This window comes from Bradyrhizobium sp. 31Argb, assembly GCF_043638955.1.
Lineage (GTDB): Bacteria > Pseudomonadota > Alphaproteobacteria > Rhizobiales > Xanthobacteraceae > Bradyrhizobium.
In genome coordinates, this window is record NZ_JBEGDB010000242.1 from 1 (window position 1) to 12,335 (window position 12,335).

Below are 12,335 nucleotides of genomic sequence, written 5' to 3' on the forward strand. Positions count from 1 at the left end.
AGCTCGCGCCAAACTCGGCCGCGCCTATCCAGCCACCCCCAAAGAGTCAAAATCACTGTGATAGACCACTAGCCGCCCGCAGGCGAACTGCACTTCCAGTGTGTCTGATGTGTTCAGCGCCAGCACCGCGACGCGATCACCGCGTGCTACTTTGTGGGTATCCCGCAAATGCGCGGCCAGCCTCGAGATCCGCGCGTCGGATTGCGCATAGGTGAAGCGTCGGCCGCTGCCGAGGTCGACCATCGCGACCTTGTCAGGCGTCCTCCGGCCATGATGGGCGATCCAGTCGTAGTAACGAACCGGCAAATTTCCCTCCCACGGTGGGCGGTCTGGCGCCGCCTGATCATGATCCGCAGGGGTACCAGTGGACGGGCCGGGGCCGGAATCTGTCTTGCGTTTAGTGGCTGGACCGGGGGTAGGATCGGCGCCCATTTGCCGCCGGCAGCCACTCGACGCAAGTTAGGGCGGCGATTTCCGGACATCGTTCCGGTCACAGGAATCGACGGAGCAAAGGGATGGCGAGCCCATTCTACACCAGCGAGCACGAGGCCTTTCGCGAGGCGGTGCGCCGTTTCGTGCAGAAGGAGATCGAGCCTTACGCCCATGAGTGGGACGAAGCGGGCGAGTTTCCGCGCGAACTCTATCGCAAGGCCTCCGAGATCGGTCTATTGGGGCTCGGCTTTCCCGAGGAATATGGCGGCATTCCCGCCGACCAGTTCATGAAGATCGTGGCCTCGCAGGAACTGGCGCGGGCCGGTGCCGGTGGCGTCAGTGCGAGCCTGATGAGCCACACCATCGGCTCGCCGCCGATCGCGCGGGCCGCCCGTCCCGAGGTCAAGGCGCGCGTGCTGCCGGAAGTGCTGCGGGGCGAGAAGATTTCCGCGCTCGCGATCACCGAGCCGAGCGGCGGCTCCGATGTCGCCAGCCTCCGCACCAAGGCGCGCCGGGACGGCGATCATTATGTCGTCAGCGGCGAGAAAACGTTCATCACCTCGGGCGTGCGCGCCGATTACCTGACGGTCGCCGTGCGCACCGGGGGCGAGGGCGCCGGCGGCGTCAGCCTGCTGCTGATCGAGGGCGATACGCCTGGCCTCTCGCGCACCAAGCTGAAGAAGATGGGCTGGTGGGCCTCCGATACGGCGACATTGCATTTCGATGAATGCCGGGTGCCGGCCGAAAACCTGATCGGCGAGGAAGGCCAGGGCTTCAAGGTCATCATGCAGAATTTCAACAGCGAGCGCATGGGCATGGCGGCGAGCTGCACGGCCTATGCCCGCGTCTGCGTCGAGGAGGCGATCGCCTATGCCAAGGAGCGCAAGACCTTCGGCAAGCCGATTGCCCAGCACCAGGTGATCCGCCACAAGATCGTCGACATGGCGCAGAAGGTCGCAGCGTCGCAAGCGATGCTGGAGATGCTGGCCTGGCGGCTGGAGCAGGGCGAAAACCCGGTCGCCGAGATCTGCATGATGAAGAACCAGGCGACCCAGACCATGGCGTTCTGCGCCTCGGAGGCGGTGCAGATCTTCGGCGGCGCCGGCTTCATGCGCGGCATCAAGGTCGAGCGCATCTACCGCGAGGTCAAGGTCAACGCCATCGGCGGCGGCACCGAGGAAATCATGAAGGACCTCGCCAGCCGCCAGATGGGGTTGTGAGAGCACACGCCGTCATTCCGGGGCGCGCAGCGCGAACCCGGAATCCATCGGGCCGCAACGCCCGCGGAGAAATGGATTCCGGGCTCGTCCTTCGGACGCCCCGGAATGACAAGACAATGCCGATTGGAGCCTGAACCAGCATGATCTTCACCGCTGACCACGACGAACCCCGCCGCGCCTTGCAGAAATTCATCGCCGCCGAGATCAACCCCTATGTCGACGACTGGGAAGACGCCGGCATCTTCCCCGCGCATGAGCTGTTCAAGAAGCTTGGCAGTCTCGGTTTCCTCGGCCTCAACAAGCCCGTCGAATTCGGCGGCCAGGGGCTCGACTACAGCTATGCGCTGATGATGGCGGAAGAGTTAGGGGCCATCAGATGCGGCGGGGTGCCGATGGCGATCGGGGTGCAGACGGACATGGCGACACCGGCGCTGGCGCGGTTCGGCTCCGACGAGGTGCGGCGCGAGTTCTTGGTGCCGGCGATCTCGGGCGATCAGGTCGCCTGCATCGGCGTCTCCGAGCCCGGTGCCGGCTCCGATGTCGCCTCGATCAAGACCAATGCGCGCTCCGGCGGCGACGACTATGTCATCAATGGCGGCAAGATGTGGATCACCAACGGCACGCAAGCAGACTGGATCTGCCTGCTCGCCAACACCAGCGACGGCCAGGTCCATCGCAACAAGTCGCTGATCTGCGTGCCGATGAAGAGCAAGGGCGTCACCATCGCGCGAAAGCTCGACAAGATGGGCATGCGCTCCTCCGACACCGCGCAGATTTTCTTCGATAACGTCCGGGTGCCCAAGCGCAACCGGATCGGCGAGGAAGGCAAGGGTTTCACCTACCAGATGATCCAGTTCCAGGAGGAGCGGCTGTGGGGCGCCGCCGCCTGCCTGAAGGCGCATGAGTTCATCATCAACGAAACCATTGAATATACCCGCAACCGGAAAGCGTTCGGCGGCTCGATCCTGGACAACCAGGTGGTGCATTTCAAGCTCGCAGAGATGCAGACCGAGGTCGAGCTGTTGCGCTCGCTGATCTATCGTGCCGGCGAGGCGCTGGTCGCGGGCGAGGACGTCACCAAGCTCGCCACCATGGCGAAGCTGAAGGCGGGCCGGCTCGGGCGCGAACTCACCGACGCCTGCCTGCAATATTGGGGCGGCATGGGCTTCATGAACGAAACCCCGGTGAGCCGCGCCTATCGCGACAGCCGCCTGACCTCGATCGGCGGCGGCGCTGACGAAGTGATGCTGATGGTGCTATGCAAGATGATGGGTACGCTGTCGGCTACAAAAGGAAACGCCTGAGATGGTCACGCTCTATCACTGCGAAGCCGCGCGTTCGTTCCGGCCGCTCTGGATGCTCGAGGAAATGGGATTGCCCTACGAGCTCAAGATGCTTCCGTTCCCGCCGCGCGTGTTCGCGAAGGACTATCTCGCGCTCAATCCGCTCGGCACGATTCCCTTCCTGATCGATGGCGAGACGCGGATGACGGAGTCGTCCGGCATCTGCCATTACCTTGGTACCAAATATGGCCCGACACCGCTGATCGTCGGACCCGACGAGCCGGCCTATGGCGCCTTCCTGAACTGGATGTATTTTTCCGACGCGACGCTGACCTTTCCGCAGACCCTGGTGCTTCGCTACGGCCAGCTCGAGCCGGAGGAGCGGCGCAATCCGCAGGTCGTCGGCGACCACGCCAAATGGTTCTTCGGCCGCCTGCGCGCCGTTGAGGCGGCGACCGGCAAGGCCGAGACGCTGTGCGCCGGCCGTTTCACCGCCGCCGACATCGCCATCGGCTATGCGCTGCGGCTCGCCGACAATATCGGGCCCGCCAAGGATTTCGGTCCCAATGTCGCAGCCTATTGGGCAACGTTGCAGCAGCGCGAGGCATACCAGCGGGCGGTCGCGGCGGAACGCAAGGCCGGCGCGGAGCAAAACGTCGCGCCGCGGGTGCGTGGGTAACGCGCCCGCCCCAACCGTCATTGCGAGGAGCGACAGCGACGAAGCAATCCATCTCTCCACTCGTGGTGGCATGGATTGCTTCGCGGAGCCTGTCATCGGGCGGCGCTACGCGCCGACCCGGTGGCTCGCAATGACGGCGAGAGCCGTTTCCTTGCCCCATTTGTAACGGTGACTTCAGCCGGATTTCGGCTATGGTTGGCGCCGCAGCGGCCGGGAAGAGCCGTGCGAGGAGGAACCACCATGGACGACCAGGCCCGTGAAGTAGGCCATTTGATGCTGATCACGCCGGAGCGCGTGTTCTATGCCGGACTGCTCGGCCGCCCGCGCGAGCGCTGTCCGGGCGCATTCCATGTCTATGTCGCGATCAAGGGCGGCCTGCGCCTTGCGACCAGCGACGGCCGGGAATCCTATGGCGACCTCGTCGTGACCATGCCGAACCTGCGCCATACCATTGCGAGCGACTATCGCTCGGCGATCTGCGTTGCCATCGAGCCCGAAAGCGTCCGCGTCGGCGCGCTCGAATCGTTTGCCCGACAGTTGATGGGCCCGGAAAGCCAGTTCTACGCCGACCGCATCCGCGCCGCCTATGCCGCGCTGGGACGGCGGCAATATAGCGATGACCTCTCGAACGCCGAGTTCGACATCATGTGCTTCGGCCAGGCGCTGCCGCAGCGTAGGCTCGACCCGCGCGTGGTGCGCGCGATCGCGCGCATCGGCAAATTCTCCGGCGAACCGGTGACGGCGGCGGATTGCGCGGCGGATGCCTCGCTGTCGCCCTCGCGCTTCCTGCATCTGTTCAAGGAGGAGACCGGAATCTCGTTCCGTTCCTTCCGCGCCTGGAAGCGGGCGCGGCATCTGTTGCACTTCGCCAATCAGGACATCAACCTCGCCCATCTCGCGCAGGACATCGGCTACCCCGACTCCACCCATTTCAGCCACTCGATCCGCCGCTTCTACGGCCTGAAGCCGCGCGCGATCTTCTCCGGCTCGCGCGATCTCGCGATCTATCGCAGCAGCGGATCGTTCACGGAGGCGGCCGCGTCCTAGCTCCGCGCGTGGCGCAGTCGTAGGGTGGGCAAAGCGCAGCGTGCCCACCATTCCGTGCGGAATGTTGATGGTGGGCACGCTTCGCTCTGCCCACCCTACGAGGCGTCATCCCGGCGAAGGCCGGACCCATACCGCTTGATCTATCAATGCGAAAGCAGCACGGGCAGCGGCGGGTGCGACATCATGCTGAGCGTGGCGCCGCCGAGCACGAATTGCCGGAAGCGGGAGTGGCCGAAGGCGCCCATGACCAGAAGGTCGCTGTCATGGCTCGTCAGCGCCGCCTCCAGCGCGTGCGCGACTGTGCGGCCCGCGGCATCGACGGTGTCAAGGATCACCTCGACGCCGTGGCGGGCGAGATGCTTCGCAAGTTCCGGACCGGACCGCTTGGTGTCGATGCGCTTCTCGTTGGTCACCGTCACGATGTGGACGCGCTTGGCCTGCTTAAGCAGCGGCAGCGCGTCCGCGACCGCGCGCGCAGCCGGACGGCTGAAGTCCCAGGCCACCGTCGCCGTATTCAGGGCGAACGGCTTGCGGCTGGTTTGCGGCAGCAGCAGGACGGGGCGCCCGGATTCGAAAATAATCGGCGCCGAACAGGGCATTGTCCTGGACCGGAATGATGGTGAGGTCGCGAAGGCGCGCATACTCGACCAACAGTTCGCGCTGCTCGGACGTCAGGCAGCGCTCCAGGATGCGCTCCTCGAAGACGCCGCGCTTTTCCGCGGCGGCCTGGAACGCGGCGAGCGAAGCCTCGGCCTGAAGGCGAGATTTCTTTTCATCGGTTGCAGCCATTCCGGGAACGTCGAGCAGCGCTGGGCTCAGGAAGCTGCCGGGCACGGCGACGCGGATCTTACAGGCGATCGCGGAAATCTTGGCGCCGATCGCGGCGGCGAAATCGCTCGCAAGATCGATCGCCGATGGCGGAGCCGTTTCGGGGTAGCTCGCGAGCGTCAAGAGGAGGTCTTTGTAGGCCATGTTATATCTCCCAGGATTTAAGGAAACTGATAGTCCCGCCGCGGCGTCCGGGTTTGATTCAGAGCAAACCTCCATGCGCTCTATTGCCACGGCGACCGGGCTGCCGCGGCGGCAATAGCCAGTCAACGCAAGAGGGCCCCGGCCAAATCCCGCATCATGCAAAAAATCGAGCCATTCAAACACCTTGGACGGGATGCATGAGCGAGAAGGCCGTTATCACCTGCGCGCTGAACGGCGTGCTGACTGATCCAAAACAGCACAACGTGCCGGTAACGCCGGAACAGATGGCGCGCGAGGCCAAGGCGGCCTTCAACGCCGGCGCCAGCATCATGCATATCCATCTGCGCCAGCAGGCACCTAGCAAGGGCCATCTGCCGTCCTGGGAGGTCGGCGTCAGCAAGGAGATCCAGCAGGCGATCCGCGAAGCCTGCCCGGGTGTCATCATCAACCACACCACGGGCACCTCGGGTCCGAATTACCAGGGCGCGCTCGATTGTGTCCGTGAAACCAAGCCCGAGATCGCCGCCTGCAACGCCGGCTCGCTGAACTATCTCAAGGTCAAAGCCGACAACACCTGGGCCTGGCCGCCGATGCTGTTCGACAATGCGGTCGAGAAGGTGCAGGACTATCTCGACGTGATGAAGGACGCCGGCACGATTCCCGAATTCGAATGTTTCGACGTCGGCATCGTGCGTTGCGTCGGCATGTATCGGCAGACCGGCATGTATTCCGGCCCGCTCGAATATAATTTCGTGATGGGCGTCGCCTCAGGCATGCCGGCCGATCCGGAACTGCTGCCGATCCTCTTGAAGTTGAAGGCGCCGGACGCGCATTGGCAGGTCACCGCGATCGGCCGCGACGAGATCTGGCCGCTGCATCAGCATGCCGCCGATCTCGGCGGGCACCTGCGCACCGGGTTGGAGGACACCTTCTATCTGGCTGATGGCACCAAGGTGACCTCGAACGGCCAGTTGATCGAGGCGATCGCAGCCTGCGCGCGGAAGGCCGGGCGCGAGATCGCCAGCCCCGCTGAAGCGCGGCAGATGTTCGGGGTGAGGCACTGAGCCGCCACGCCGTCATTCCGGGGCATCGCAAAGCGATGAGCCCGGAATCCATTTCGCCGCAAGCGCCTGCGGCCCGATGGATTCCGGGCTCAGCCCTGCGGGCTGCCCCGGAATGACGAGACATGAGGGAGGGGAACCAAATGGACAATCTCGCAGCAACCGGCGGCGTGCCGGGGTCGGGGCAGATCGGCCGGGTGGCGATCGGCGATCTCCTGAAGCGTGCGGCGCGGCGCTTCCCGGATCGTGTCGCGCTCACCGACGGCGCGCGTCAGGTCACCTTCACCGAGCTCGAGCGCGACGCCAATCGCTTTGCCAACTACCTCGTGCAGCGCGGCCTGAAGCCGGGCGAAAAGATATCGACCATCTGCAACAATTCGGTCGAATTCGTCAAAGCGCTGTTCGGCATTCATCGCGCCGGCCTGGTCTGGGTACCGATCAACACCATGCTCGGGCCATCGGACATGGATTACATCCTCGGCCATGCCGAAGTCCGCTTCGCGCTGATCGACGACAATCTGCATGCCCAAGCCGAACGCCGCGCGGCGCTGGAACAGCGCGGCATTGAGATGGTCGCGATCGATCTTGCCGGAAAAGTCGCGGCGACCGGCCTCGAGAATTTCAACGATCTCATCGAGGGCCAGTCCAACACCGAGCCCGAGATCGAGATCAACGACCGCGATCTCGCCATGATCATCTACACCTCCGGCACGACGTCGCGGCCGAAGGGCGCGATGCACTGCCATCTCGCGGTGGTGATGGCGGTGATGAGCAATTGCGTCGAGATGCAGCTCTCGCGCGATGACGGCATCACCGGTCAATTCCCGCTGTTCCACTGCGCCGGCCATGTGCTGCTGCTCAGCTATCTCTCGGTCGGCGGCCGGATGGCGCTGATGCGCGGCTTCGATCCTGTGGTCTGCATGGAGGCGATCGTCCGTGACAAGCTCACCGTCTTCGTCGGGCTGTCGCTGATGTACCAGGCGATCCTCGACCATCCGCGGCGGCGGGAATTCGATCTTTCCCGCTTGCGCTGCTGCATCTACACCATGGCGCCGATGGGCAAGCCGCTGCTCGAACGCGCCATCGCCGACCTCTGCCCGAACTTCGTGCTGACCAGCGGCCAGACCGAAATGTATCCGGCGACCACGATGTCGCGGCCGGAAGTGCAGCTTAGTCGTTTTGGCAATTACTGGGGCGAGTCGCTTGTTGTCAACGAGACCGCGATCATGGACGACAATGGCAATCTGCAGCCGCGCGGCGAGATCGGCGAGCTCGTGCATCGCGGGCCGAACGTGATGATGGGCTATTACAAGGATCCGAAGGCGACCGAAGAGGCGCGCAAGTTCGGCTGGCATCACACCGGCGATCTCGCGCTGATCGACGAGAATGGCGAGGTGCTGTTCCTCGACCGCAAGAAGGACATGATCAAGTCCGGCGGCGAGAACGTGGCTTCCGTGAAGATCGAGGAGACGCTGCTCGCGCACCCCGCCGTGCAGAACGCCGCGGTGGTCGGCCTGCCGCACCCGCAATGGGGCGAAGCCGTTTCCGCCTTCGTCAAGCTGAAGCCGAATGCCGTGGCCGACGAGGCCGGTATCATCGAGCATTGCCGAAAGCATCTCGGCGGCTTCCAGGTACCGAAACTGGTGCGTATTCTCGAGGAGATGCCGATGACCGCGACCGGCAAGCTGCGCAAGGTCGAACTGCGGCAGACGTATAGCGAGTATTTCTCGGAAGCGAAAAGCGCGTGATGCTTACCAGGAACATACCTGTCATTCCGGGGCGCGCGAAGCGCGAGCCCGGAATCCATTTCTCCACGAGCGTCTGCGGTCCCATGGATTCCGGGCTCGCCCCAAGAGGGGCGCCCCGGAATGACGGAGAGGGCTGATCCATGGCCATCATCGAAAACACCATCTCGCCCTTCAGCGCCGCGTTTCAGGCCAATCGCGACGGCATGCTGGCGCTGATCTCCCGGATGCGGGCGCTGGAGGAGCGCACCCGCGCCGCATCCGCGGCCGCAAAGGAACGCTTCCACAAGCGCGGGCAGCTCTTGCCGCGCGAACGCGTGGCGCTGGTGCTCGATCTCGGCTCGCCCTTCCTCGAACTGTCGACGCTCGCCGGCTACATGTTCGACGTCGCGGACGCTGAGAAAAGCGTGCCCGGCGGCGGGCTGATCGCAGGCATCGGCTTCGTCTCCGGCATCCGCTGCATGGTCAGCGCCAATGATGCCGGCATCGATGCCGGCGCGCTGCAGCCCTATGGCCTCGACAAGACGCTGCGGGTGCAGGAACTCGCGCTGGAGAACAAGCTGCCCTATGTGCAGCTCGTCGAGAGCGCCGGCGCCAATCTCCTCCGCTACCGCGTCGAGGACTTTGTCAGAGGCGGCAACATCTTCCGCAACCTCGCGCGGCTGTCGGCGGCCGGCCTGCCGGTGGTCACGGTGACGCATGGGTCTTCGACCGCGGGCGGCGCCTATCAGACCGGGCTCTCCGATTACATCGTGATGGTGCGCGGCCGCACCCGCGCTTTCCTGGCCGGGCCGCCGCTCCTCAAAGCCGCAACCGGCGAGATCGCGACCGAGGAGGAGCTTGGCGGCGCCGAGATGCACACCTCGATCTCCGGCCTTGGCGACTACCTCGCAGAAGACGACCGCGATGCGATCCGGATCGCGCGCGACATCATGTCGGGTCTCGAATGGGACCGGCCGAAGCCCGCGAGCGCGTCGTTCAAGCCGCCGCGCCATGATCCGGAAGAATTGCTCGGCATCATGCCGATGGACCACAAGCGTCCCGTCGACATGCGCCAGGCCATTGCCCGTTTCATCGACGACTCCGATTTCACCGAGTTCGGCGCCAATTATGGTCCGGCCACGATCTGCGGCCATGCTCGCATCGAAGGGCAGGCGATCGGCATCATCACCAATAACGGCCCGCTCGATGTGCCCGGTGCCAACAAGGCGACGCATTTCATCCAGGCCTGCTGCCAGTCGCGCACGCCGCTGCTCTATATGAACAACACCACCGGCTACATGGTGGGCAAAGCCTATGAGGAGGCCGGCATGATCAAGCACGGCTCCAAGATGATCCAGGCGGTGACGTCGGCGACGGTGCCGCAGATCACGATCTACTGCGGCGCCTCGTTCGGCGCCGGCAATTACGGCATGTGCGGCCGCGGCTTCCATCCGCGCTTCTGCTTCTCCTGGCCCAACGCCAAGACCGCCGTGATGGGCGGCGAGCAGGCCGCCGAGACGATGGCGATCGTCACTGAAGCCGCTGCCGCACGGCGCGGCAAGCCGATCCCGAAGGAGAGACTGGATGCGATGAAGGCCGAGATCATCGGCGTGTTCGACGGCCAGATGGACGTGTTCTCCACCAGCGCGCGCGTGCTCGACGACGGCGTGATCGATCCGCGCGACACCCGCAGCGTGCTCGCCGAGGTGCTTGCGATATGCCGCGAGGCGGAAGCGCGCAATCCTCAGCGTATGCAGTTCTCGGTGGCGCGGCCATGAGTCGTGAAGGGGGCGGGATGTTCTACAGGATCCTGATTGCCAATCGGGGCGAGATCGCGCTGCGGATCATGCGCACCGCGCGGCAGCTCGGCTACGGAGTGGTCGCGGTTTATTCCGACGCCGACCGCGATGCACTGCATGTACGTGAGGCCGATCACGCGGTGCGTATCGGCGAGGCGCTGCCGTCGCAATCCTATCTCAGGATCGATGCGATCATTGCCGCCGCCAAGGCCAGCGGAGCCGGCGCTGTGCATCCCGGCTACGGCTTCCTCGCCGAGAATGAGGAGTTCGCGCGGGCCTGCCGCGACGCCGGGCTTGTCTTCATCGGCCCGTCGCCAGAGGCGATCCGTGCGATGGGCAACAAGGCCGGCGCCAAGGAGATCATGCAAAAGGCCGGCGTGCCCTGCGTGCCCGGCTACCAGGGCGCCGACCAGAGCGAAGGGATCATGCTGGCGGAAGCGAGGCGCATCGGCTTTCCCGTGATGATCAAGGCGGTCGCCGGCGGCGGCGGGCGCGGCATGCGGCTGGTCTCCGACACCGCGTTGTTCCCGGATGCGCTGCGCAGCGCGCGCTCGGAGGCGCTCGGTGCATTCGGCGATGCAACGGTTATTCTCGAGCGCGCGATCGTCGATCCCCGTCATATCGAGATCCAGGTGTTCGGCGACCGCCATGGCAACGCGATCCATCTCGGCGAGCGCGACTGCTCGGTGCAGCGGCGGCACCAGAAGCTGATCGAGGAGGCGCCGTCGCCAGCGGTGTCGCCCGAGTTGCGGGCGCGGATGGGCGCGGTCGCGGTCCAGGCAGTGAAGGCGCTCCGATATGAGGGCGCAGGCACGCTGGAATTCCTGCTCGACGGCAATGGCGATTTCTACTTCATGGAAATGAACACGCGCCTGCAGGTCGAGCATCCCGTCACCGAGGCGATCACCAGGCTCGATCTGGTCGAACTGCAGTTGCGCGTCGCCCGCGGCGAGCCGCTCGGCGTGGAGCAGGAAGACATCACGTTCTCCGGCCACGCGATCGAGGTACGGTTGTGCTCGGAGGATGCCGACCATGATTTCATGCCGCAATCGGGCAGGATGGCGCGCTGGCAGATGCCGGAAGGCGTCCGCGTCGAGCATGCGCTGCAGTCCGGATCGGAAATCCCGCCGTTCTACGACTCTATGATTGCCAAGATCATCAGCCATGGCGCCGATCGGCGCGAAGCGCGGAGCAAGCTGATCGTCGCACTGGAGCAGGTCGAAGCCTTCGGCGTCACCACCAACCAGGGATTCCTGATCTCCTGCCTGCGCCATCCGGCCTTCGCCAAGGGCGAGGCCACGACGTCGTTTATATCAGCGCATCGGAGCGAGCTGCTGACGCCACGCGCGGACGAGGGCGCGGAGGCGGCGCTCGCGGCGCTGCTTCTCTACGTCACCAATCCGCACGCGCCGCCGTGGCGGAGCGGCCGCTCGCTTGCCGCGACGTTTCCGCTCGGATTGCGCATCGATCTCGGCCGCGGCCTTCGCGAAGTCGAGATCGTGCGCGAGCGCGACGGCTCTTATGTCGCCGATGTCGCGGGACACAAGCATCGTTTCGAGATCGACGAACTCGGCCTAGATGCGATCCGCTATCGCACCAACGGCCTCATGGCGCGCGCAAAATTCCTGCGCGATGGCGATCGTCTCTACATCCTGAATCACGACGTCACGCTCGCGGTCCGCGACCTGACGCTGGCGCTGCCCGAAGCCGCCGCCGGAGCCAACGGTGATGGCAAGGTCCGCGCCGCCATGAACGGCCGCGTCGTCGCGGTGCTGGTCAAGCCGGGCGAACAGGTTGCCGCCGGCCAGCCCGTGATGACATTGGAAGCGATGAAGATGGAGCATGTGCACACCGCGGGCGTCGCCGGCACGGTGTCAGCGATCGACGTCGCCGAGGGCGAACAGGTGACGACGGGGCGCATTGTGATGGAGATCGAAGCGGCGGCCTAACCCCACGTCGTCCCGGGCTTGACCCGGGACCCATAACCACAGGCCGTTGTTGTATGCTCCGCTGCAACCGCTTGCTCCCGCCACAACTCCTCCCTGTGGTTGATGGGGTGGACGGCCCCCTACGGCATCAGTTGTGCCAGAATGAGGTTGTCGAAATCTCAAACGA

At 64.9% G+C, this 12,335-nt stretch carries 10 protein-coding genes and 1 pseudogene; 8 read left to right on the top strand and 3 right to left on the bottom strand.

Features of this window, described 5'->3' with window-relative positions; all coding sequences use genetic code 11:
- Positions 1-69: 69 nt before the first annotated feature.
- Positions 70-306 (bottom strand): annotated as a pseudogene (locus tag AAFX91_RS32040) (AMP-binding protein); the annotation flags it as partial.
- A 209-nt stretch (positions 307-515) separates the two neighbouring features.
- Between AAFX91_RS32040 and AAFX91_RS32045 the strand changes: the two are divergent.
- The 4 genes from AAFX91_RS32045 (at position 516) to AAFX91_RS32060 (ending at position 4,661) form a co-directional block, all read left to right on the top strand.
- Entirely contained in the window at positions 516-1,652 is a 1,137-nt protein-coding gene (locus AAFX91_RS32045) for an acyl-CoA dehydrogenase family protein (protein ID WP_130581965.1), read from the top strand.
- 140 nt (positions 1,653-1,792) lie between these two features.
- Positions 1,793-2,956, top strand: a complete 1,164-nt coding sequence (locus tag AAFX91_RS32050; protein WP_130581966.1) for an acyl-CoA dehydrogenase family protein — start codon at positions 1,793-1,795, stop codon at positions 2,954-2,956.
- Position 2,957: 1 nt separating this feature from the next.
- Positions 2,958-3,614 carry a glutathione S-transferase family protein gene (locus AAFX91_RS32055; protein WP_394569259.1) on the top strand — a complete coding sequence of 219 codons (657 nt, stop codon included), beginning with the start codon at positions 2,958-2,960 and terminating at the stop codon, positions 3,612-3,614.
- Positions 3,615-3,854: 240 nt separating this feature from the next.
- Complete coding sequence (locus tag AAFX91_RS32060; RefSeq protein WP_130581968.1) at positions 3,855-4,661, top strand: helix-turn-helix domain-containing protein; 807 nt, start codon at positions 3,855-3,857, stop codon at positions 4,659-4,661.
- A gap of 143 nt (positions 4,662-4,804) precedes the next feature.
- Here AAFX91_RS32060 and AAFX91_RS32065 read toward each other — a convergent pair whose 3' ends face one another.
- Positions 4,805-5,164 carry a universal stress protein gene (locus AAFX91_RS32065; protein WP_394569260.1) on the bottom strand — a complete coding sequence of 120 codons (360 nt, stop codon included), beginning with the start codon at positions 5,162-5,164 and terminating at the stop codon, positions 4,805-4,807.
- Entirely contained in the window at positions 5,103-5,633 is a 531-nt protein-coding gene (locus AAFX91_RS32070) for a hypothetical protein (RefSeq protein WP_394569261.1), read from the bottom strand. Before AAFX91_RS32070 ends, AAFX91_RS32065 begins: the two co-directional genes overlap by 62 nt.
- A 197-nt stretch (positions 5,634-5,830) precedes the next feature.
- On the opposite strand from AAFX91_RS32070, the gene AAFX91_RS32075 reads away from it, so the two are divergent.
- From AAFX91_RS32075 to AAFX91_RS32090, 4 genes are all read left to right on the top strand, one after another.
- Positions 5,831-6,697 carry a 3-keto-5-aminohexanoate cleavage protein gene (locus tag AAFX91_RS32075; protein WP_130581970.1) on the top strand — a complete coding sequence of 289 codons (867 nt, stop codon included), beginning with the start codon at positions 5,831-5,833 and terminating at the stop codon, positions 6,695-6,697.
- A gap of 140 nt (positions 6,698-6,837) precedes the next feature.
- Positions 6,838-8,442 (top strand): AMP-binding protein, encoded by a 1,605-nt coding sequence (locus AAFX91_RS32080; RefSeq protein WP_130581971.1) that lies wholly within the window; start codon positions 6,838-6,840, stop codon positions 8,440-8,442.
- 140 nt (positions 8,443-8,582) lie between these two features.
- Positions 8,583-10,199 (top strand): acyl-CoA carboxylase subunit beta, encoded by a 1,617-nt coding sequence (locus AAFX91_RS32085; protein WP_394569262.1) that lies wholly within the window; start codon positions 8,583-8,585, stop codon positions 10,197-10,199.
- 17 nt (positions 10,200-10,216) lie between these two features.
- Positions 10,217-12,169 (top strand): acetyl/propionyl/methylcrotonyl-CoA carboxylase subunit alpha, encoded by a 1,953-nt coding sequence (locus AAFX91_RS32090; protein ID WP_394569263.1) that lies wholly within the window; start codon positions 10,217-10,219, stop codon positions 12,167-12,169.
- Positions 12,170-12,335 lie beyond the last annotated feature (166 nt).